The organism is Haladaptatus sp. CMSO5 (genome assembly GCF_036689885.1).
Classification (GTDB): domain Archaea; phylum Halobacteriota; class Halobacteria; order Halobacteriales; family Halococcaceae; genus QDMS2.
The window spans coordinates 2759560-2779454 of record NZ_JBAHVW010000001.1 but is presented as its reverse complement, the minus strand read 5'-3'; the positions used below and the strand labels follow the sequence as shown (position 1 = coordinate 2779454).

Sequence of the window (19895 nt, the reverse complement as noted above, 5' to 3'; positions counted from 1 at the left end):
TAATGCTTCTCATTCGCGGCCACGCAGGCGGGACGACGCTGACCGGCACGCTGTACGAGCGCGGCGAGCGTCCGCCGACCTACCGCGGTGCGCCGGACGATGGTGCGCCCTACGTCTGGGTGTGTGATTCCTTCTACGAGGTCGAAAGCGGCGGACAGGTCCAAACCATCAACAACGAAGAGCGCCGGGTCGCCTTCGAAGCGCCCTCGCCACACGGTTTTGAGACGCGCGAGCAAGCCATCCGCGATGCTTACGACCACATCCGCACGCAGTTCGCGCGAGTCGGTCTCTCCTCTAGCGACGTGGACTTCGAACTGTCGAAAGTCCGCCCGGAAACTTAGTAATCGAGTCCCCAGCGCACGTCGTCGTAGGTGCGCTCGCGGTCTGCGTGGAACGTCTGTTCGAGTTTCTGTTTGAGCGACTCTTTTTCTTGCTGGCTGATGCGTGCGAGCTCGTCTGCCTTCCCGATGACCTTTGGCGGCCCGCGATTGCGCGCCACGTCACAGAGCAACTGCATGGTGAGTCGCTCGCGTAGTTCTTCGTTTTTCGTGAACGCATACGGCGCTTCCACCTTGTAGACGAGGTCTTGGCGGGGGTCGTAGATGATGAAGAACGTCACTTCGTAGTCCTCGTCCGGGCGGTCGCGGTCGATGCCGAGGGCGTCGCCTTTCACCGAAAACGTCTCGTCTGCACCGCCGCGGGAGACGAACCAATTCGTGAACGTCAGGCAGTCGGTTAGGCGCTCGCCGTCTGCGTGGCGTTCGAGCACCTTTGCGAAGAAGGCGGCGTCGTTGACCCACGGGGCTTCTGCCTTTCCGCGGACGGCGTTCGTGATGGCCTTTGTCGAGGAGTTTTTCACGAAGCCGATGAGCGGTATTTCGCGGTTTGCAAAGCGCTCGACCAATCGGACGTAGTTTTCTACCACGTCGCGCGGGCGTTTGTCCTCTACGAGTAACTCACGCAGTTCGGGGTCGCGGTTCTCCCAGTTCAACAGGCCTTTCGGGTAGATGGGACCGTCGAGGACGAGTAAGTCTTCTACCACGTCCGCCTGCAACAGGGCGTGTTTGCTCTCTGCGAGATAGAGCGCGAGGGCGTGGACGACGGCTCCCTCGTAGCGATTGACGCGGGGGACTTTGAACAGACGGGCGCGGCTGTAGCCGTCGTCGAACATCGACCAGTCTTCGTCGAAGGTGCCTGCCGTGTCGTTCGTGTGGACGGTGGCGACCATCGTCCGCGAGCGGTGCAGTTCTAAATCCGAGGGAACCGCACTCATCGCGGCTTGGGCGACGTCGATGACCAGCCCGTTTTTGAACGTCGTCGGGTTGATGGTGCCAGAGTCGATGCCATGGCAGGTGGGAAAGCGGTCGTCACAGAGGGCAACGTCCGCGATGTCTACGCGCTTTCTGGCCACCTCGTCGAGCGGTTCGAGGACTTTGGTGTTGCCGTCCCAGAGCGGGTCTAAAAACTCGTTCCAGACGGTCTCTGCGAACGCGCGGTGGTCGCTCGCATCCACGTCCTGCTCGATCCGGCGGGCCAGGTCGGCGATGCCGTCGAAGTGGACCGGGTCGAGTGTCATATCCCGTTCATCTGCGGCCCGCGAGAAAAACACCGGGGTAATCGCTCAGGAAAAGAGGAGGCTCGCGGGGTAGAGCAGAATACAGACAATTGCCTCCCACCGCCCGAGGCCGCGCCGCCAGTACATGAGCGCGAGGACGAGAATCGAGACGCCGAGCATGTAGATGAGCGAGGTCGAGATGGCGGTTGTGTCCACAACTACATCCGCGACGAGCGCGCCGACGCCGAGCGAGAACACGGGGTCGGTGATGTTGCTCCCGAGCAGTGCACCCACCGAAATCCCGCCGTTCCCGCGGTAGGCGGCGATGCCCGCGACGGCGATTTCTGGTGCGGTCGTGCCGAGGCCGGTGAGCAGGCCAATCAGGTACTCGGAGATGCCAACGAGTCGGGCGAGCGAGATGGCGTTCGAGACCATTAGCTGCCCGCCCACGACGACGAAAATGAGTCCGAGGACAATCCACGGAATAGTCTCGCGGGGTGACTGGCGTTCGACGGTTTCTTCTGCAATCTCCTCGCCGCCCGCGTTCGTATAAAGAATGTAGATGAACTCGACATAGGCGAGCATCATCAACACGCCTTCTGAGAAGGTGAGCGCACCGTCGTCGAGCGCGAGCAGCATGATGACCATCGCGAGCACCATTCCGCCGCCGTACACGAGCACCTCGCGGCGGGTGGCGACGACGGGCGCAATCAGCGCGACGATGCCGATGGCGAGGGTTATCTGGGCGATTTCGGAGCCGACGATGTTTCCGACGACGATGTCGCCCGCCCCGAGTCGCGCCCCGAGGACGGACGTGACCATCTCCGGCACCGAGGTTCCAATCGAGATGACCGTGACGCCGATGAAAAACGGCGACACCCCGTAGTAGAGCGCGAGGTTGCTCGCCTCCGCGACGGCCCGTGACGCGCCGTAAACGAGCAGCGCGAGGCCACCGAGAAACAGCAGTATCTCGACTAACACCCACGAGCCTCCAGCATAGGACTGGCTACGGCAGCCGACAGGTTAGTCCTTCCCGACCAGCACGCTATTTACCGTGGCCGAAAATTCCACGCACATGAAAGCGGCGCTCATCATTTTAGACGGCTGGGGCATCGGCAGCCACGACCGGCTGGATGCGGTGAAAGGCGCGGACACGCCGAACTTCGACCGCCTCAAGCAAGCCGGCGCGTACGGCGAACTGACCGTCTCCGGCCGTCGGGTTGGCCTCCCCGAAGGCCAGATGGGGAACAGCGAAGTCGGCCACCTCAACATCGGCGCGGGCCGGGTCGTCATGCAGGAGTTCACCCGCATCGAAGACGCCATCGCAGACGGCTCGTTCGCCACCAACGACGCGATTCAGGACGCGTTCGACCACGCCGAGGCATCTGGTGGCCGCGTCCATATCATGGGCCTCGTCTCCGACGGCGGGGTCCACTCAGCCCAGAGCCACCTCCACGCGCTCATCGACATCGCCGCAGACCGAGAACTGGAGGCCGTGACCCATGCGTTCACCGACGGGCGCGACACCGCGCCGAAGGGTGGCAAAGGATTCCTCGCAGACCTCGAAGCCCACGCCGAGAAAGCCGGAACCGGCGACGTTGCAACCGTCACAGGGCGCTACTACGCGATGGACCGCGACCAGAACTGGGAGCGCACCCGCCGCGCCTACGACGCCATTGTGAACCGAGACGCGCCCTACACCGCCGCCTCCGCCGTCGAAGCAGTCGAAGCCTCCTACGAACGCGGGGATACCGACGAGTTCGTCGAGCCAACCCTCATTGAGGGCGGCCCCGCCCTCGAAGACGGCGACGCGGTCATCTTCTTCAACTTCCGCTCGGACCGCGGCCGCCAGCTCACCCGGCTGCTCGCGGATATCCGCCCCGAATGGGAGTTCGAGACCCAGCCACCCGAAACGTATCTCGTCACGATGACACAGTACGACAAGACGTTCCCCGTCCCCGTGGCGTTCCCGCCAAACCAGCCCGAAGACACGCTCGGAGAAGTCGTTTCTGCGGCGGGACTCACCCAACTTCGCCTCGCGGAGTCCGAAAAGTATGCCCACGTCACCTACTTCCTGAACGGCGGGCGTGAAGTCGAATTCGACGGTGAGATTCGGAAAATCATCCAGAGTCCGGACGTGCCGACCTACGACCGCAAACCCGAAATGAGCGCGAAAGAAGTCACGGATACAGCCCTCTCGGTCATCGAGAGCGACGACCCTGACGTGCTCGTCTGCAACTACGCCAACCCCGACATGGTCGGCCACACCGGCGACTACGACGCCGCCGTGACAGCGGTCGAAGCCGTGGATGCACAGCTCGGTCGTCTCGTGGAAGCCGTCCAGCAGGCGGGTGGCCACGTGCTCATCACCGCAGACCACGGCAACGCAGACGACATGGGAACCAAAGAAAACCCGGACACGGCGCACACGCTGAACCGGGTGCCGCTCATCTACCTCACGCCCGAAAATACCGACGGCGGCCGCACCGTCATCGCGGACAGCACGCTTGCGAACATCGCGCCGACGCTGCTCTCGCTCATCGGCATCGAGAAACCCGCAAAGATGACCGGCGAGTCGCTGTTGGCGTAGTCCTACCGACCGTCGTACACCACTTCGCCGTCGACGAGCGTCATCGTCACGTCGATGTCCTCGATTGCTTCTGGCTGTTCCCACGGCGACTTATCGAGCACCACGAGGTCTGCTTGTTTCCCATTCTCTATGGTTCCCCGTCGGTCTTCGGCAAACCCGGCGTAGGCCGCGCCCGACGTGTAGGCGCGCAGCGCATCCGTGACCGAGAGGCGCTGGGAGGGGTCTGGCGCGTTCACGGCGTGGTGGATACCAAACAGTGGGGCGAGGGGCATACAGTCAGAGCCGAAGGCCAGTGGCACGCCCGCGTCCAGTAAGTCCGCGTAGCGGTTGGACTGGCGGCGGCGTTCCTCGCCGAGGCGGGTGTCGTAGAGGCCGCCCTCGTCGGCCCAGCGCAGGAAGTTCGGCTGGACGGAGGCGACGACACCAAGATTTGCAAATCGATCGATGTGTTCGTCGGTGAGCAGTTCTGCGTGTTCGACGCGGTGGCGGGCGGCTGCCGGGTCTGCTGACTGTTCTTCGTAGGCGTCCAACACTGCCGTAATCGCCTCGTCGCCGATCGCGTGGGCACAGGCTTGGAAGCCAGCACGGTCTGCGATGCCGACGACGGTGTCGAGTTCGTCGGGTGTGACGACCCACTGGCCGGTCGTGTCGGCGTCGGCGTAGGCTTCTGTGAGTTTCGCTGTGCGCCCGCCGAAACTCCCGTCGGTGTAGGACTTGATGGCTCCCGTCTCGACCATCTCGGAGCCGTGATTCGTCCGGAGGCCGGTCTCGATGGCCGCATCGAGGTGGTCAGACCAGTAGTTGAGCCGGACTCGCAAGGTGAGTTCGTCTTCCAAATCGAGGTCGCGGAACACCTCGGGAGCGGTCGACTTTCGAACCATGTCGTGGACGCCCGTGACGCCGCGAGCGTTCGCGTGGCGCTGGGCTGCTTCGAGGAGGTCGCGCATTTCCGCGGCGTCCGGTTCCGTGGCCTCAAAAATCACGTCGAGTGCGGATTCGACGACGACACCGGTCGGTTCGCCACCCTCTGCGAGAACGTCTTCTGCCGGCATCGCGTCGAGGAACTGGTCCACGGCGACGGAGTTGAGCGACGCGACGTGCAGGTCTTCGCGGAAGGCGGCGACGGGGCGCTCTGTGCTCACCGCGTCTAAGTCCTCGCGGGTGAGATAGCGCGACTCTGACCACTCGCTTTCGTCGTAGCCGTAGCCAAGAATCCACCCCGATTCACGGGCGGATTCTGCGAGCAGTGAAATACAGTCTGCGGGGCTGTTTGCGCCCGCTAAATCGGCGTGGACGAGGCGGCGGCCCACCATGTTCAGATGGGTGTGTGCGTCGATGAAGCCAGGGAGGAGGACGCCGCCGTCGAGGTCGATGACCTCTGTTTCCGCACCAGCTAAAAAATCGAGTTCGTAGGCGCGGTCGACACGGATGATGCGTCCATCGCGGATGGCGACGCCGTCTGCCGTTTCGTCCGGGTCGGTAAGCGTGTGAACCTCCGCGTTTATCAGAATGTGGTCGGCTGCCTCGGTCATACCCCCTGTTCTGTGGCCGTGGCGATAAAAAGTCGGGCTAGTCGAGGGCCATTGCGTACACGACAATTCCCACTACCTGCCCCGTAAACAAGTCAGTCTCCTGCTCCCCGACGCGCTCGAAACCGCGCGCCTCGTAGAACGCGCGTCCCACGTCGTTTTCTGCGAACACTTCGAGGCGAAGTTTCGACAGACCTCGTTCGCGGAGGGCAGCTTCGATGGTCGAGAGCAGTTGCGTGCCAACGCCCTTTCCCCACCAGTCGGGATGGACATAGATGCTGTAGAGTTCGCCCGTTGCGACTTCGCTTGCGTCGCCTCCAGAAGCATAACCGACCACCTCGTCGGCTTCGGCGACGACGTAGATCGTCTCCGGATTTACAATCGCATCGCGCACCTTCTCGCGGTTGTACCACGCGTCCATCGCCGCTTCGAGTTCTTCCTGCCCAATAATCTCCAGATAGGCGGCTTCGTAGGACGCGCGGGCCACACGCTGTATCGCGGCGACGTCTTCCGGTTCGGCGGCCCGGATGGTGACGGGTGAGGACATAGACTGAGTGACAGGTTTCGGTGACAAAAATCTACGGGCGAAGCGCAATCGTTACGCGCCCGGCCCGTCATGGCAGGAACATGACCGAGCCTGCCGACCTCGTCGCCCGCGTCCGCGACGGAGACATTCGGCTTCACGAACTCGAACAGCACGCAGACGCGGACACCGCCGCCGCCGCCCGCCGCCTGTACGTCGAAGAAGAAACCGGCGCAGACCTCACGATGGCTGGAGAGTACGCCTTCGACGCCGAAGACGCCGAATCGGCCATCGAGAACATGGTCGGCGCAATCCAGGTCCCACTCGGCGTCGCTGGCCCCGTGCCCATCAATGGCGGCGCAGCCGAGGGAACCTACTACCTCCCGCTTGCGACGACCGAAGGCGCACTGCTCGCGAGCGTCAATCGCGGGCTGTCCGCCATCCGCGCCGCAGGCGGTTCGACCGCCCGCGTCATCAAGTCGAAGATGACCCGTGCGCCCGTGTTTCGGGTGCAGGATGTAGCAGAATCCGTCGAAGTCGTCGAGTGGGTGCGCGCGAACACGGACAAGCTGAAAGAGGCCGCAGAGGAGACGACCAGCCACGGCGAACTCGTTGACGTGACGCCCTACGTCGTTGGCGACAACGTCTTCCTGCGCTTTGGCTACGACACGAAAGACGCGATGGGGATGAACATGGCGACCATCGCCACCGAAGCCGCGAGCGCCATTGTCGAAGAAGAGACACCCGCCTCGCTCGTCGCACTCTCTGGCAACCTCTGTACGGACAAGAAACCCGCCGCCATCAACGCCATCGAGGGCCGTGGGCGCACCGTCGTCGCCGACGTGCGCATCCCGCGCGAATCGGTCGAAGAGCGATTCAAGACAACGCCGGAGGCAATCGCCGAGGTCAACACGCGGAAGAATCTCGTGGGCAGCGCGAAAGCCGGAAGCCTCGGGTTCAACGCCCACGCTGCGAACACGGTTGCCGCGATGTTCCTCGCAACCGGCCAAGACGCCGCACAGGTGGTCGAAGGCTCCAATGCGATTGTCACCGCAGAAGCCCGCGAAGACGAACTGTATGCGAGTATCAGCCTCGCCAGCCTCGAAGTCGGCACCGTCGGCGGCGGAACGAAGCTCCCGACGCAGGCAGAGGGCCTCTCCGTGCTCGGCCTCCGCGGCGGTGGCGACCCAGCGGGTGCGAACGCCGACGCGTTGGCGGAAGTGATTGCCACTGGCGCACTAGCTGGCGAACTCTCGCTTCTGTCGGCACTGGCGTCGAGACACCTGTCTTCGGCACATGCCGAGTTAGGCAGATAACCAGTTTCACTTTCACCCTGCTTACGGCTCTCGTTTATTGTATCACAGTCGAAATTGGAATAATAGCGCCTGCTGGCGAGCACCAGCGGGCGTTTCCACAGAGGTACGAACCATGTCCGAATCATGTCCCGACCAGCCAGCGGCATCGCGCGCCTACCGCCTGTTGCGCTTGTTGAAGCTCCTGCTCGGCATCATCGCAACGGCCGTCACCATCTGGCAGGCGGTTGGCCAGCTATAACAACCGGTACACTCCACGATTTTCACTCACTTCTCCGGCCTGTACGAGTCGGGTGAGCGCCGTCTCGACGTAGCCCCGTGAGACGCCGTGCTGTTCGGCAAACTCGACAACGTCGGCTTCGGTGGGCGCGTCGAGTTCCGAGAGCGCCGCGAGCACGGTGTCTTTCTTGCTCATCGTCTCGCGTTTCGCGGTCGCTTGCTCGCCTGCTGCGGTGATTTCTGCGGCGTCAAGTCCCGAGCCCTCGAGGTACTCCTCATCCGAGACCACCGCCTCGTTCGTGTACGTCTCCATCTCGCCGAAGGAATCGACGTTGGCGAACGCCTCTGATTCGCCTTGGCGGTTTGCGAGCATCTGGGCGCGGTGTTGGCGCGCCTCGTTCGCGTCGTCGGTCGTAATAAACTTCTTCAACTTTTTGTACTGGAGGCGTTTGCCACAGCTCGTGCAGTTCGTCGTCTTCGGGCGTCCCTCGACGACTTTCAGCGCGCCACAGTTGCTACAACCGACGACCGCATACATATGAACACACACTCGGTGCGAGCAGTTGAATCCACCGCCCGGGGCCACGCTTTTGGTGGTTGCTACCGTCTCACGCACATGGACGCAGTCTCCCTCTCAGACAGCGATGTAGTTGAAGCAATCGACGGCGTGCACCTCGCACAACTCGCCGCGGGCGAGAAAATGAGCATTCAGCACTTCCATATCGAACCCGGCGCAAAAGTTCCAGAACATAGCCACCCCCACGAGCAGACCGGCTACGTAACGAAAGGGACGCTCATCTTCCTCGTTGACGGCGAAGAAATCTCGGTTTCAGCGGGCGAATCATACGTGGTTCCCGGCGACGAACCCCACGCGGCAGAGAATCGTGGCGACGTGCCCGTCGATGGCCTCGACATTTTCAGCCCGCCACGCCTCGACGTGCCGTGGATGGAAGATTAATCGGTGGTCACGACTTCACGGAGTTCGGGCGGAAGCTTCCGCGTTTGCCACGCACATTCTTTGTCGCCAGCCTCGGCGTCAGCTGCAGCGATGACGGCCTTGATTGCGTAGTTCGCCGCCCCTGTCGCGTGGCCGTCTACGTGCGCGGTTGCGACGGCGTGCCCTGCGGCGCGGGCTGCTTCACACGCGGGGAGTGAATCTGCTTCGCGGGCGGCTTTGTGTGTCGCCCGGGAAATAGTGATTGCCTCACCCACAGTGAGTTCGCCGCGAACCCACGCCCGCGTCGCTTCGATAGCCGTCCGAGGGCGGTCATCGTCGGGGTGCATATCCTCGAAGTACGACAGAACATGCTCGGCGCAATCTGCGGCCCATACCGCGAGCGTCTTGTGGGTTTCAGGGTCGAGGCTGTTGTATCCGTCCCACGACGGGTCCATTTTCCACCTGAACGTTGACGCCATAGGAGGAGTATGGCCGCCGACACGATACGTGCACCGCGTCAGCAGGTAGCCGCCACGCGATGCGCATTTTCACACGCATCTCAGTATTGTCGGCAGCCGTTTTCGAACTGTCCAGAATGCTTCTCTGCACGCCACACTACCGGCTCAGCGGTGAAATAAAAAGAAAACGTGAATTTGTGAGCTTACGCGAGCTTCTCATAGTCGTCAGGCAGAGCCTGACTCCCTCACAACTCGCTTCGCGAGATTGTGAACACCGCCGGACTGCGTCCGGCGAGCCGAAAAACTGGCATAAGCCAGTTTTTCGATTTCCTCGAACTACGTTCGAGGGAAAGGGAAGCGAGTCTATGCGAGCTTCTCGATTTCTTCGACGATGACGTCAGCGAACTCGCTCGTTGCGAGCTTCTGGCCACCCTCGATCTGGCGGTGCAGGTCGTAGGTGACCCGACCGGTGGAGACGGCTTCTTCGACGGCGTCGCGGACGAGTTGTGCGGCGTCCTTCCAGCCCATGTATTCGAGCATCAGGCGGCCTGAGAGGATGAGCGCGGTTGGGTTGACCTTGTCCATGCCGGCGTACTTTGGTGCCGAGCCGTGGACGGGTTCTGCGAGACAGAGTTTGTCACCGAAGTTTGCACCGGGGGCGATGCCGAGGCCGCCGATCTGTGCACCGGCGGAGTCGGACATGTAGTCGCCGTTCAGGTTCATCGTCGCAACGACGTCGTACTCGTCGGTGCGGGTCAGAATCTGCTGGAGCATGTTGTCTGCGATGCGGTCTTTGATGACGATTTTGTCCTCTGGAGCTTCGCCGTCGTACTCCTCCCAGAGTTCGTCCTCGGTGATGGTAACGTCGCCGAACTCCTCGGCTGCGAGTTCGTAGCCCCAGTCACGGAAGGCACCCTCGGTGAACTTCATGATGTTGCCCTTGTGGACGAGGGTGACGGAGTCGCGGTCATCCTCGATGGCGTACTCGATTGCTTCGCGGACGAGGCGTTTGGTTCCGAACTCGGTGATTGGCTTGATGCCAATGCCGACGGGGCCGTCGTGGATGATGCCCGTCTTGCCCATGTCGTTCTCGATGAACTCTTTGACCTCTTCGACTTCGTCGGTGCCCGCTTCCCATTCGATGCCCGCGTAGACGTCTTCCGTGTTCTCACGGAAGGTAACCATGTCCATCTTCTCTGGGTGCTTGACCGGTGATGGGACGCCCTTGATGTAGTAGGTTGGGCGAACGTTTGCGTAGAGGTCGAGCTTCTTGCGGAGCGCGACGTTCAGCGAGCGGAAGCCTGCGCCAACAGGGGTGGTGAGCGGACCCTTGATTGCGACGCGGAACTCTTTGATTGCTTCGACGGTGTCGTCTGGAAGGTTCTCGTCGTACTTTTCGCGTGCACTCTCACCGGCGTAGACGCGCATCCAGTTGATTTCGCGGCCGGTTGCCTGTGCGGCAGCCTGCAGCACTTTCTGCGCGGCTGGCCCGACGTCAGACCCAATCCCGTCGCCGTGGATAATTGGGATAATTGGGTTGTCAGGTACCTCCAGTTTGCCGTCCGAGACGGTGATTTTCTCCCCGTCTTCGGGAACGTCGACCTTCTCGTAGCTCATAACACATAAGCCTCAGGTTAGTACAGTAAAAGCCCTGCTGTTCTCGTCTCGCCGCGAGAGCCAAGGGGATTTTGTCGCCGGGTGCGTGTTTTGGGTATGCGAATCGTTGTCCATGGTGGTGCTGGCAGCCCCCCAGAAGCACCCGAACCCCGCCAACAAGTTCTCGATGAAGCGGCCGCTGCAGGCGCAGCCGAAGTAGACTCGATTTCGGCCGTTGTCGCCGCCGTCAACATCCTCGAATCGTCGCCCCGATTCAACGCGGGTGTCGGCGGCGCTATCCAGTCAGACGGCATCGTCCGGACGGACGCGGGTCTCATGACCGACACGCTCGATGCCGGAGCTGCAGCGGCCATGCCCGGCGTCTGCCACGCCATCGACGTGGCTCGTGTGGTGATGGAAGAAACGCCACACGTCCTCGTCTCGGGCGTCCACGCCGTCGACCTTGCGGCCGCCTTTGGTATCGAGACTGCGGTTGATCTCCGCAGCGACAGAATACGCGAGAAGTGGGCCGAGCTCGAACACGTCCCCGAAGCCACTGACGTTCGCGGACAACTCGACTGGAGTACAGAAAAATTCGGTGGCCACGACACTGTGGGCGCGGTCGCCGTAGCAGACGGCCGCGTAGCCGCCGCAACCTCGACGGGCGGGCGCTGGCTCGCACTCGCTGGACGGGTTGGCGATGTCCCCCAGATTGGCAGCGGCTTTTACGCCTCACCCGCAGGCGGCGCGAGCGCGACGGGCGCGGGCGAAGACATTGCGAAGGTCACCCTCACTCGGCGGGCCGTTGGACTGCTCGAAGCGGGTGAGACAGCGCAAAATGCAGCCGAACTGGCAATCGGAGAACTCGAAGAACGCACGGGTTCTGAAGCGGGCGTCATCGTCCTCGGTGCGGATGGTTCGGTCGGAAGCGCGTACAACACAGACGCGATGCAGGTGAGCGAAGCAGGCGAGTAATCAGTCGCGTATCTTTGCCTCGCCGCCGGGCTCTGATTCGACTGACAGATATTCTGAGACGACTTCCGTCCACCGCAACCCTACGGTCTCTCATCATTTATTTCGACACTCATCCACCTGTGATTGACTTTCGACAATCGTCGTGGGGCAGTTTTAATATCGACGAATCTCATACCTCCTCTCATGGCACAACTAACAGTGAAACGAGGGGAACAGCGGACAGCATGTCCAGATTGCGGGAGTGGACTCGTAAACGTACAGGGGCTCATGACGTGCCACGAGTGTTCGTGGGTCGAGACCAAGTAGTCGCAAACCCTTTGGACCGCTCCGGCGAAAAGCCGGTATGAGCGATATCGATCTTTCTTCGGAATCGTACGAGAAGAACCGAGAGGCAGGCCGCATCCTCGCGCAGGTCCGCGAAGAGGCTGCCGATAAAGTCGAAGTTGGCGTCAAACATTTAGAGGTCGCAACGTTCGCAGAAAATCGCATCCGCGAACTCGGCGGCGAGCCTGCCTTCCCGGTGAACATCAGCATCGACGAGGAAGCCGCACACGCCACGCCGAAAATCGGCGACGAGTCGGTGTTCGGCGAGGAGATGATTAACTTAGACATCGGCGTCCACATCGATGGCTGGCTCGCAGACACGGCGATTACTGTTGACCTTTCGGGTCACACTGACCTCAAAGAAGCCCCAGAGCAGGCGCTCGAAGCCGCTCTCGACCTCGTCGAGCCGGGCGTCAGCACGGGCGAACTCGGCGCGGAGATTGAAGACGTCATCACGAGCTACGGGTTCAACCCCGTCGTGAATCTCACGGGTCACGGTCTCGACCACTGGCAACAGCACACCCAGCCGACCATTCCGAACCGAGCCGTTTCGACGGGCGTCGAACTCGAAGTTGGTGACGTGGTCGCCATCGAACCGTTCGCCACCGACGGCAGCGGCAAGGTGCGCGAAGGGAGCAAAGAGGAGATTTTCGCGCTGGAACACGAGCGCCCGATTCGCAACCGGCAGGCTCGCCAAGCACTCGACCAGATTACAGAACAGTTCCGCACGCTTCCCTTTGCCATCCGCTGGCTCGACACCGACCGCGCGGAGATGGCGCTCCGTCGCCTGAAGCGCAACGGCATCGTCCACGGCTACCCGGTGCTCAAGGAAGCAGACGGTCACCTCGTGAGTCAAAAAGAGCACACCATCATCGTCACCGAAGATGGGTGTGAGATTACGACGGCGTAATCTCGAAAGATGTAGAACGGTTGGAGGACCGTTCGTCAGCGAGGAATCGATTTTTATGCGTTGTTCATCCGAAGCGTGGTCTCGTGACCACAGTTCATGCACGTGCTCACGCGGTAGGGCTCGCGCGAGAATTTCGCGTTCTCCGGTTTGTCGCTCTCCGTGAGGAGCTTCAGGGCGACTTTGTGGGGCGTGTCACGACCGCACGCGTTGCAATCTTCGGTCATGTCGCCTGGGGTTCGGTTCTGGGTTGACATCGTATCTGGTACTGGCACCGGGGAGAGCATAAAAACCCTAATCTGTTGCACCTTGTTTCAGACGGTTTTCGCCATACGGGGGTCGAATGGGGCAAATGACTGTTCCATAGGCCTTTAGAGCGTTTACAACCCGAGCTAAGAGTGTTTTGGGGGTGGTTAAACACCATATGGTCGTAATATTTATATAGGCGTTTTGCCGCCAGTGTGCTACACTATCGCAATCAATCGACAGAGCCCACTCTGCCGGGGATTTAACCCGGTTGCGCCACCACGAGCGGCATGGAACAGCTGTTTGCCCCCTGGCGCATCGAGTGGATCAAACGCGAGGACAAGCGCGACACTGGAGACGGCTGTGTCTTTTGTGACCTCCCGACCCGTGAGAACGCCCGCGAGAATCTGGTCGTCGCGGCGAGCGAACACACGTTCGTCCTCTGTAACAACTACCCCTACAACCCGGGGCACGTGATGGTGATTCCCCGCACACACACCGGCGACTACGGCGACCTCACCGACGCAGAACTCCTCGACCACGCCAAACTCAAACAGCGCACGTTCGACGCACTCGAAACCGCGATGGGCGGCGTCCAAGGGTTCAACGCCGGGCTCAACCTCGGCCCCGCCGCGGGTGGGTCGATTGGCGACCACCTCCACACCCACGTCGTGCCGCGATGGAACGGTGATACGAACTTCATGCCGCTCGTGAGCGACACGAAAGTCATCGTCGAAGCACTCTCCGAGACCTACGACCACCTCCACGACGCGTTCGCTGCACAGGACGGGACACGTGTCGAACGCGAAAACGGCCCCGTCATCATCGAATAAGCCCACAATCGCACGCCGAAGCCACTATACGCTCGGGTCGCCAACCACGACTCCATGTCGCGCGCCGCCGCAATCCGCCGGGTTGGCCTCGTTATTCTGGGGGCAAACCTGCTGCTCATGGCGACGAAGGCGGCGGTGTGGTACTCGACTGGCTCGCTGGCCGTCGGCTCCGAAGCCGTAAACAGTCTCGCAGACGCGGTGTACTCGGCGGTCGTGCTCGGTGGACTCTACCTCACCACCCAACCGCCTGACTTCGAACACCCCCACGGCCACGAGCGAATCGAACCGTTCGTCTCGCTCGTCATCGCCATCGGCATCTTCGTCGCAGGTGTGCTCATTCTCGTCCAGTCGGTGTCGTCGGTGCTGATGGGCACCGTTTCACCGCCCGCAGGCCCCTACGCCATCGCCGTGCTCGCGGGGGCGGCGGTCATCAAATTCGGCCTCTACCGCTACTGCCTCGACGTGGGCAGTCGGTATCACTCGCCCGCCGTCACCGCAACCGCGCTCGACAACCGAAATGACATTCTCACGGCGAGCGCCGCACTCGTGGGCGTGGTCGGCGCGTCGATTGGCTTCCCCATCTTAGACCCGCTCGCCGCTGGCCTCGTCTCGATTGGCATTCTGTACACCGGCATCGAAATCGTCCGTGACAACGTCGCCTACCTCGTCGGCGCGGCTCCCCCTGAAGAACTGCGCATCGAAATCCTCCGCCGGGCGCTCGCCCACCCGAAAGTGTCTGGCGCACACGAGGTCGTCGCCCACTACGTCGGCCCGGAAATCGACGTGAGCCTGCACATTGAAGTCGAAGGCGACCTGACGCTCCTTGAAGCCCACGACATCGAGACGGCCGTCGTCTCTTCAATCAGGGACATTGCTCAGGTTGACGACGTGTTCGTCCACATCGACCCGAAAGAGTTGGGAGAATGGAAGGAAGACGAGGAAACCAACCGACTGCTCCGGCGGTTTGACGATTGAAACGGTCTGTTAAGCAAAACTTACAGCGGTTTTCCGAAGGCGTACACCGTCTGGTGTCCGGTAACTTCCACGTCCACGAAGTCGCCGGGTTCGATGCCGTGGTCTGTGGCATTCTGGACGATAATCTGGCGATAGGCTCCGTCCCGGCACTTCACGGAGTCGGCCGTCCCCTGCTCTACGACGAGGCAATCACGTTGGACGGTCCCAACCATCTCCTCGTAGGCTTCGCCCACGATTTCGTGCTTCGCCGTGGACATCTCCTTCGAGCGTTCTTTCTTGAGCGTCCCGCCGAGGCCCTTCATTTTCGCGGCGTCCGTGCCGGGACGCTTCGAGAAGCGCGTGATGTTCACCTTCTCGGGGCGCGTTTCGCGCAGGAGCGCCATGCTCATCTGATGGTCTGCGTCCGTCTCCGTCGGGAAGCCGACGATGAAGTCGGTTGAGAGCGTCCAGTAATCAAGGGCATCGTCGAACGTCTCAACGACTTCGACGTACTCCTCGACTTGATGCTGGCGTCGCATGTCCCCGAGCACGTCGTTCGACCCGCTCTGGACGGGCGCGTGCAGGAAGTTGTAGAGCTTGTCGTGTTTGGCGAACACGGCTGCGAGTTCCTCTTGGATGCCGTGGACGCCCTTCGGGTTCGCCATCCCAACGCGCACGCGAAAGTCGCCCTCAATCTGGCAGATTTCGTCGAGCAGGGTGTGAAGTTGGCGTTCGCCCTTGTCCCAGCCGTAGACGCCCGTGTCCTGACCCGTGATGCGGATCTCTTTCGCACCGGCGTGGACGAGCGCACGAGCCTTGCGGACGTTCTCCTCGACAGAAGGCGAGTCGATTTTGCCCGTCGCGAACTTCGTGATGCAGTACGAGCAGTTGCTCATACAGCCGCGGGCGATGGGGAGGATGCCAATCGTCCCATCGAGAATCGGCTTCGAGTCGGGCGTCGGCGTCGGGCACTCCCCGTTGAGCACGGCGTTTGGCACCTCGTCCCAGTGGAGAATCTGTGCGTCGATACCGGCGTCTTCGAACTCCTCGCCCTGTGCGAGCGCCATACACCCGGTGACGATGAGGTCGCTCGTCGTTGACTGGAGTTCTTCCGCCCGCCGAATCATGTTGCGTTCGGTCTTTTCGATGACGGTACAGGTGTTCAAAATGGCGACGTCGGCGTCCTCGGGGCCCTCTGCGCGGTAGTGTCCCCCGTCGCGGAGCGCCTGCTCGATGTAGCGACTCTCGCCTTGATTCGAGGTACACCCGTACGTCTCGATGTGATAGCGGGCCATTCGCTTGGCGACGCTAACGGCCGGGGAGGCAAAAACGCGACGGATTGCGTGGCTACTCCTGTGCGACGAGATAACTCTCCATGATGGCCACACCGGAGGACGCCCCGATGCGCTCTGCGCCTGCTTCTATCATCGCTTTGGCCTCTTCCCAGTTACCGACGCCGCCGCTCGCTTTGACGGGGAGGTACTCGGCCATCAGTTCAACGTCAGCGACCGTCGCGCCGCCGTCTGCGAACCCAGTCGAGGTCTTGACGTAGGCGGCGTCTGCCTCTTTGGCCAACTCGCAGGCTTTGTGTTTTTCATCGTCGGTGAGTAGCGCCGTCTCGATGATGACCTTCACCGGCAGGGGGACGGCGGCGACGACTTCCGCGATGTCGGCGCGAACGGCGTCGTACTCGCCGGCTTTCAGCCGACCGATGTTGATGACCATGTCAATCTCGTCTGCGCCGTCGTCCCACACGTCTTCGGCTTCGTCGCGCTTTGCGACGGTCGTGTTCTGGCCGTGGGGGAATCCTACCACCGTGGCGAGCGTCACGTCGGGGGCGTACTCGCTCGCTTCTTCGACATAGCACGGCGGGATGCAGGCGTTCATACCGTACTCGCGCGCGTCGTCGAGGACGGCGAGTACGTCGTCGAAGGTCGTCTCCGGACCAAGTACCGTGTGGTCGAGCATTGAGGCGAGGCGGTCTGCGTTCATAGTGCACCACAAACACCCTCGGAGTAAAAATTGCCCCATCGACTTTTCCCCGCCGGATACCAATTAGATGTCATGACCACGCCCGATACGCTCCACACCGAGGTGACCGAAACGGCCACCGCCATCGCGGAGATGGAGATTCGCGGCGCAGCGACCATCGCAGACGCCGCCGCGCGCGCCCTCGGCGCACAGGCAGAAGCGAGCACCGCGACCACCCCCGACGCGTTTCGCGCCGAACTCCGCGCCGCGGCACGCGTGCTCCACGACACCCGCCCAACCGCCGTCAGCCTCCCGAACGCGCTTCGTTACGTCCTGCTCGGAATGGAGGGAACGACGGTCGAGGAACTCAAAGCTTCAGTAGAGCGGCGCGTCGCCGCCTTCTGTGGGCAACTCGAACGCGCCCAGGACGACCTCGGGCGCTTTGGCGGCAACCGGCTGCGCGACGGCGACACCATCATGACTCACTGTCACTCGACGGACGTCATCGCCTGTGTGCGCGCGGCCGTCGAAGACGGCAAAGAACTCACCGCCTACGTCAGAGAGACGCGTCCCCGAAATCAGGGCCACATCACCGCCCGCCAACTGGCCGAGTTGGGCGTCGACGTCACGCTCATCGTCGATAACGCCGCCCGCCACTACCTGAACGACGTCGACCACGTTCTCGTCGGCGCGGACAGCATCGCCGCGGATGGCTCGGTCATCAACAAAATCGGTACGAGCGGCCTCGCCGTGAACGCCCGAGACATGGGGACGCAGGTGATGGTCGCCGCCCAGACCATCAAACTCCACCCGGCGACGATGACCGGCCACACCGTCGAAATCGAAGAGCGCGACGCGACCGAAGTGCTCGCAGACGACGTTCGCGCGGAGATTGGTGATATTCATATCAACAACCCGGCCTTCGATGTGACACCGCCGCGCTACGTCGATGCCATCGTCACCGAACGCGGCCAGTTCCCGCCCGAAAGCATCGTCATCCTGATGCGCGAACTGTTTGGCGAGCGCGTCATCAACCCGTGGGAAGTACCCTGAGAGGGGTCTCGTCTTTCCTCTGGGACCTCTCGTCTCTTTCCTAACGCGGCCACTCGGAATCCAGAACACTTGGTAACTGCTGGCTGAACCGGGACGACACTCCATCTAAAAGACCGCAACGCGTTTACTGCTCCCGGCCACGAGTGTGGCTATGGTACTTCCGGACGGGTTTTCGATTCCGCCGCTCCCTGTGCTGTTGGTTCTTTTCGTCGCCCTCGCCATCGTCGGCGGTGCGCTCTATCGGCGCAAGCCACCGGTCACGCGCCACCTCGTCGTCGCCTTCGCGCCGTGGATGGTCGTGGGGTCAAGTCTGTACGTCCTCTATCAGATTGAGGGCCTGCCTTCGGCAATCGCGCCGCTGTTTAGCTCACCGACCGTTTACGGTTCGACGTTCATCATCGCGGGTGCTATCTGGGCCGTCTCGGCTGACCGCCCCGCAGACGAGTGGTCGCTGCGCTCGACTCCGGGCATCCTCGCGGCAACCGGACAACTCGGCATTGTCCTCGTCGCGGGAACGACCCTCGCTATTGGCGGGAGTGAGGGTGGGCTGATGCTCTTTTGGCCAGCCGTTGGCCTCCTCATCACCTGCGTCCTCGCCGCGCTCGTCTGGGCGGGCATTCGCGTGGGGCTTCCTGACATCGCCACGACCACCGGGAGCGCGGGGGCGCTCGTCGTGTTCGGCCACACGCTCGACGGCGTTTCGACGGCCGTTGGCATCGACGCGCTCGGCTTTGGCGAGCAGACGCCGCTTTCGCGGGCAATCATCGAGTTCGCCGCCGCGCTGCCCACGGCCGACCTGTTCGGCACAGTGTGGCTGTTCGTCCTCGTGAAGGTCGCGCTCGCCACCGTCGTCGTCGCGTTCCTTGCAGAGACGGTGCGAGAAAGCCCGCGCGAGGGCTATCTGTTGCTCGCGCTCATCGCCGCCGTCGGTCTCGGCCCCGGCGCGCACAACCTACTCCTGTTCACCGTCCTCGGGTAAGCAGGTTTTTTGTCTCACCGTCCGAAGTGGCGGTGTTAATGCCCCGCGTCATCTGTGCTGGCCACGTAAACTGGGACCTGACTCTGCGCGTAGACCGCCTCCCCGAACCCGACGGCGAGGCGCTCATCGAGTCCCAACAAAAGGCAGGCGGCGGGAGCGCGGCCAACACCGCAGTCGCCCTCGCCGGGCTTGGCACGGACGCTGGACTCATCGGCAGCGTTGGCACCGACGAAAACGGTACTCTCGCCCGCGAGGAACTGTCTGCGGTCGGTCTCGACCTCTCACACCTCCTTTCAGTCGAGGGTGACACGGCCGTGAAATATCTCGTCGTCGACCGAACAGGCGAGGTGATGGTACTCGGCAACAAGGGCGCGAACGAAGCCGTCACGCCTGAAAACGTGGATGCCGAGTACGTCAGGAGCGCAGACCACCTCCACCTGACGAGCCAGCGCCCGGACACCGCAGCCCACCTCGCTGAACTCGCGGCTGATGCGGACGTTCCCGTCAGCTTCGACCCGGGTCGGCGCGTCGCCTCTCGTGACTTCTCCGCGACGTTTCCGCACGTCGATTACCTCTTTCTCAACCGGCACGAAGCGGAGCAAGCCTCTGAAAAATTCGATCTCAACGTCCCTGACCGAGTGGTCGTCACCAAGTTCGGAGCGGGCGGGGCACAGCTCATCTCGGAGGGGAAACTCGCCTCACATCCCGGCTTCGACATCGAAACCACCGACTCGACCGGCGCGGGCGACGCGTTCGCCGCGGGGTTCATCCACTCGCAACTGGCTGCCTCCTCGCTCCCCGACTCGCTCGAATTCGCCGCGGCGTGTGGCGCGCTTGCGAGCCAGCAGGTCGGCGCACGCATCTCGCTCACGCCAGCCCGCGTCAGAGCGTTCCTCGCCGCGCACTGAGCGCGAACCCGCCGTATTTTTTGCC

General features: G+C 62.3%; 22 protein-coding genes. 12 read left to right on the top strand and 10 right to left on the bottom strand.

From position 1 onward, the window contains the following. The first annotated feature begins 2 nt into the window (after nucleotides 1–2). The gene (locus V5N12_RS14910; RefSeq protein WP_332899966.1) at nucleotides 3–341 is read left to right on the top strand and encodes a DUF7113 family protein; all 339 of its coding nucleotides are present in this window, start codon (nucleotides 3–5) and stop codon (nucleotides 339–341) included. On the opposite strand, the gene V5N12_RS14905 is transcribed toward V5N12_RS14910, so the two are convergent. Next, on the bottom strand, nucleotides 338–1576 hold the full coding sequence (locus V5N12_RS14905) for a DNA double-strand break repair nuclease NurA (RefSeq protein WP_332899965.1): 1239 nt from the start codon (nucleotides 1574–1576) through the stop codon (nucleotides 338–340). The two genes, V5N12_RS14910 and V5N12_RS14905, sit on opposite strands and share 4 nt — an antisense overlap. Nucleotides 1577–1621: 45 nt before the next feature. Continuing rightward, nucleotides 1622–2536, bottom strand: a complete 915-nt coding sequence (locus V5N12_RS14900) for a sodium:calcium antiporter (RefSeq protein WP_332899964.1) — start codon at nucleotides 2534–2536, stop codon at nucleotides 1622–1624. 94 nt (nucleotides 2537–2630) lie between these two features. Between V5N12_RS14900 and gpmI the strand changes: the two genes are divergently transcribed. Continuing rightward, nucleotides 2631–4145: a 2,3-bisphosphoglycerate-independent phosphoglycerate mutase gene (gpmI, locus tag V5N12_RS14895; RefSeq protein WP_332899963.1), complete on the top strand. Its 1515-nt coding sequence runs from the start codon at nucleotides 2631–2633 to the stop codon at nucleotides 4143–4145. Between the two features lie 2 nt (nucleotides 4146–4147). Here gpmI and V5N12_RS14890 read toward each other — a convergent pair whose 3' ends face one another. Then, on the bottom strand, nucleotides 4148–5677 hold the full coding sequence (locus V5N12_RS14890; RefSeq protein ID WP_332899962.1) for an amidohydrolase: 1530 nt from the start codon (nucleotides 5675–5677) through the stop codon (nucleotides 4148–4150). A 37-nt stretch (nucleotides 5678–5714) separates the two neighbouring features. Then, entirely contained in the window at nucleotides 5715–6221 is a 507-nt protein-coding gene (locus V5N12_RS14885) for a GNAT family N-acetyltransferase (RefSeq protein ID WP_332899961.1), read from the bottom strand. A gap of 80 nt (nucleotides 6222–6301) precedes the next feature. Between V5N12_RS14885 and hmgA the strand changes: the two genes are divergently transcribed. Together hmgA and V5N12_RS14875 are read left to right on the top strand one after the other, a co-directional pair. Next, complete coding sequence (hmgA, locus tag V5N12_RS14880; protein ID WP_332899960.1) at nucleotides 6302–7513, top strand: hydroxymethylglutaryl-CoA reductase (NADPH); 1212 nt, start codon at nucleotides 6302–6304, stop codon at nucleotides 7511–7513. Nucleotides 7514–7625: 112 nt separating this feature from the next. Further along, a complete protein-coding gene (locus tag V5N12_RS14875) occupies nucleotides 7626–7751 on the top strand; it encodes a hypothetical protein (RefSeq protein ID WP_332899959.1) in 126 nt (41 codons plus the stop codon). Here V5N12_RS14875 and V5N12_RS14870 read toward each other — a convergent pair. Continuing rightward, the gene (locus V5N12_RS14870; RefSeq protein ID WP_332899958.1) at nucleotides 7746–8267 is read right to left on the bottom strand and encodes a DUF5817 domain-containing protein; all 522 of its coding nucleotides are present in this window, start codon (nucleotides 8265–8267) and stop codon (nucleotides 7746–7748) included. The genes V5N12_RS14875 and V5N12_RS14870 overlap by 6 nt on opposite strands. Nucleotides 8268–8345: 78 nt before the next feature. Here V5N12_RS14870 and V5N12_RS14865 point away from each other — a divergent pair, with 78 nt between their 5' ends. Further along, nucleotides 8346–8687, top strand: a complete 342-nt coding sequence (locus tag V5N12_RS14865) for a cupin domain-containing protein (protein ID WP_332899957.1) — start codon at nucleotides 8346–8348, stop codon at nucleotides 8685–8687. Here the strand turns inward: V5N12_RS14865 and V5N12_RS14860 are convergent. Together V5N12_RS14860 and icd are read right to left on the bottom strand one after the other, a co-directional pair. Next, nucleotides 8684–9145 carry a putative immunity protein gene (locus V5N12_RS14860; RefSeq protein ID WP_332899956.1) on the bottom strand — a complete coding sequence of 154 codons (462 nt, stop codon included), beginning with the start codon at nucleotides 9143–9145 and terminating at the stop codon, nucleotides 8684–8686. The genes V5N12_RS14865 and V5N12_RS14860 overlap by 4 nt on opposite strands. Nucleotides 9146–9487: 342 nt before the next feature. Continuing rightward, on the bottom strand, nucleotides 9488–10741 hold the full coding sequence (gene icd, locus V5N12_RS14855) for an isocitrate dehydrogenase (NADP(+)) (protein WP_332899955.1): 1254 nt from the start codon (nucleotides 10739–10741) through the stop codon (nucleotides 9488–9490). A 96-nt stretch (nucleotides 10742–10837) separates the two neighbouring features. Between icd and V5N12_RS14850 the strand changes: the two genes are divergently transcribed. Then, a complete protein-coding gene (locus V5N12_RS14850; RefSeq protein WP_332899954.1) occupies nucleotides 10838–11695 on the top strand; it encodes an isoaspartyl peptidase/L-asparaginase in 858 nt (285 codons plus the stop codon). Between the two features lie 343 nt (nucleotides 11696–12038). Further along, nucleotides 12039–12929: a type II methionyl aminopeptidase gene (map, locus tag V5N12_RS14845; protein ID WP_332899953.1), complete on the top strand. Its 891-nt coding sequence runs from the start codon at nucleotides 12039–12041 to the stop codon at nucleotides 12927–12929. A 53-nt stretch (nucleotides 12930–12982) separates the two neighbouring features. On the opposite strand, the gene V5N12_RS14840 is transcribed toward map, so the two are convergent. Continuing rightward, entirely contained in the window at nucleotides 12983–13183 is a 201-nt protein-coding gene (locus V5N12_RS14840) for a DUF7835 family putative zinc beta-ribbon protein (RefSeq protein ID WP_336360021.1), read from the bottom strand. Nucleotides 13184–13462: 279 nt separating this feature from the next. Between V5N12_RS14840 and V5N12_RS14835 the strand changes: the two genes are divergently transcribed. After that, complete coding sequence (locus V5N12_RS14835) at nucleotides 13463–14005, top strand: HIT family protein (RefSeq protein WP_332899951.1); 543 nt, start codon at nucleotides 13463–13465, stop codon at nucleotides 14003–14005. A 54-nt stretch (nucleotides 14006–14059) separates the two neighbouring features. After that, nucleotides 14060–14980: a cation diffusion facilitator family transporter gene (locus V5N12_RS14830; RefSeq protein ID WP_332899950.1), complete on the top strand. Its 921-nt coding sequence runs from the start codon at nucleotides 14060–14062 to the stop codon at nucleotides 14978–14980. Nucleotides 14981–15000: 20 nt separating this feature from the next. Here V5N12_RS14830 and V5N12_RS14825 read toward each other — a convergent pair whose 3' ends face one another. Both V5N12_RS14825 and deoC read right to left on the bottom strand, forming a co-directional pair. Further along, nucleotides 15001–16254 carry a tRNA (N(6)-L-threonylcarbamoyladenosine(37)-C(2))-methylthiotransferase gene (locus tag V5N12_RS14825; RefSeq protein ID WP_332899949.1) on the bottom strand — a complete coding sequence of 418 codons (1254 nt, stop codon included), beginning with the start codon at nucleotides 16252–16254 and terminating at the stop codon, nucleotides 15001–15003. Between the two features lie 52 nt (nucleotides 16255–16306). Next, nucleotides 16307–16951: a deoxyribose-phosphate aldolase gene (deoC, locus tag V5N12_RS14820; protein ID WP_332899948.1), complete on the bottom strand. Its 645-nt coding sequence runs from the start codon at nucleotides 16949–16951 to the stop codon at nucleotides 16307–16309. Nucleotides 16952–17023: 72 nt separating this feature from the next. Between deoC and V5N12_RS14815 the strand changes: the two genes are divergently transcribed. The 3 genes from V5N12_RS14815 to V5N12_RS14805 all read left to right on the top strand — a co-directional run bounded on the left by V5N12_RS14815 (nucleotide 17024) and on the right by V5N12_RS14805 (nucleotide 19870). Then, on the top strand, nucleotides 17024–17983 hold the full coding sequence (locus tag V5N12_RS14815; protein WP_332899947.1) for a ribose 1,5-bisphosphate isomerase: 960 nt from the start codon (nucleotides 17024–17026) through the stop codon (nucleotides 17981–17983). Nucleotides 17984–18134: 151 nt separating this feature from the next. Further along, nucleotides 18135–18962 carry a DUF63 family protein gene (locus V5N12_RS14810; RefSeq protein ID WP_332899946.1) on the top strand — a complete coding sequence of 276 codons (828 nt, stop codon included), beginning with the start codon at nucleotides 18135–18137 and terminating at the stop codon, nucleotides 18960–18962. Between the two features lie 38 nt (nucleotides 18963–19000). Next, nucleotides 19001–19870, top strand: a complete 870-nt coding sequence (locus V5N12_RS14805) for a carbohydrate kinase family protein (protein ID WP_332899945.1) — start codon at nucleotides 19001–19003, stop codon at nucleotides 19868–19870. Nucleotides 19871–19895 lie beyond the last annotated feature (25 nt).

Excerpts from the sequence above, each read along its gene's own strand:
- V5N12_RS14810 (WP_332899946.1), top strand. The coding sequence starts at position 18,135 with ATGGTACTTCCGGACGGGTTTTCGATTCCGCCGCTCCCTGTGCTGTTG.
- V5N12_RS14840 (WP_336360021.1), bottom strand. The coding sequence starts at position 13,183 with ATGTCAACCCAGAACCGAACCCCAGGCGACATGACCGAAGATTGCAAC.
- V5N12_RS14830 (WP_332899950.1), top strand. The coding sequence starts at position 14,060 with ATGTCGCGCGCCGCCGCAATCCGCCGGGTTGGCCTCGTTATTCTGGGG.
- V5N12_RS14850 (WP_332899954.1), top strand. The coding sequence starts at position 10,838 with ATGCGAATCGTTGTCCATGGTGGTGCTGGCAGCCCCCCAGAAGCACCC.
- V5N12_RS14865 (WP_332899957.1), top strand. The coding sequence starts at position 8,346 with ATGGACGCAGTCTCCCTCTCAGACAGCGATGTAGTTGAAGCAATCGAC.
- V5N12_RS14825 (WP_332899949.1), bottom strand. The coding sequence starts at position 16,254 with ATGGCCCGCTATCACATCGAGACGTACGGGTGTACCTCGAATCAAGGC.
- gpmI (WP_332899963.1), top strand. The coding sequence starts at position 2,631 with ATGAAAGCGGCGCTCATCATTTTAGACGGCTGGGGCATCGGCAGCCAC.
- V5N12_RS14910 (WP_332899966.1), top strand. The coding sequence starts at position 3 with ATGCTTCTCATTCGCGGCCACGCAGGCGGGACGACGCTGACCGGCACG.
- V5N12_RS14875 (WP_332899959.1), top strand. The coding sequence starts at position 7,626 with ATGTCCGAATCATGTCCCGACCAGCCAGCGGCATCGCGCGCCTACCGC.
- hmgA (WP_332899960.1), top strand. The coding sequence starts at position 6,302 with ATGACCGAGCCTGCCGACCTCGTCGCCCGCGTCCGCGACGGAGACATT.
- V5N12_RS14890 (WP_332899962.1), bottom strand. The coding sequence starts at position 5,677 with ATGACCGAGGCAGCCGACCACATTCTGATAAACGCGGAGGTTCACACG.
- icd (WP_332899955.1), bottom strand. The coding sequence starts at position 10,741 with ATGAGCTACGAGAAGGTCGACGTTCCCGAAGACGGGGAGAAAATCACC.
- deoC (WP_332899948.1), bottom strand. The coding sequence starts at position 16,951 with ATGAACGCAGACCGCCTCGCCTCAATGCTCGACCACACGGTACTTGGT.
- V5N12_RS14885 (WP_332899961.1), bottom strand. The coding sequence starts at position 6,221 with ATGTCCTCACCCGTCACCATCCGGGCCGCCGAACCGGAAGACGTCGCC.
- V5N12_RS14860 (WP_332899956.1), bottom strand. The coding sequence starts at position 9,145 with ATGGCGTCAACGTTCAGGTGGAAAATGGACCCGTCGTGGGACGGATAC.
- map (WP_332899953.1), top strand. The coding sequence starts at position 12,039 with ATGAGCGATATCGATCTTTCTTCGGAATCGTACGAGAAGAACCGAGAG.
- V5N12_RS14870 (WP_332899958.1), bottom strand. The coding sequence starts at position 8,267 with ATGTATGCGGTCGTCGGTTGTAGCAACTGTGGCGCGCTGAAAGTCGTC.
- V5N12_RS14835 (WP_332899951.1), top strand. The coding sequence starts at position 13,463 with ATGGAACAGCTGTTTGCCCCCTGGCGCATCGAGTGGATCAAACGCGAG.
- V5N12_RS14815 (WP_332899947.1), top strand. The coding sequence starts at position 17,024 with ATGACCACGCCCGATACGCTCCACACCGAGGTGACCGAAACGGCCACC.
- V5N12_RS14805 (WP_332899945.1), top strand. The coding sequence starts at position 19,001 with ATGCCCCGCGTCATCTGTGCTGGCCACGTAAACTGGGACCTGACTCTG.
- V5N12_RS14905 (WP_332899965.1), bottom strand. The coding sequence starts at position 1,576 with ATGACACTCGACCCGGTCCACTTCGACGGCATCGCCGACCTGGCCCGC.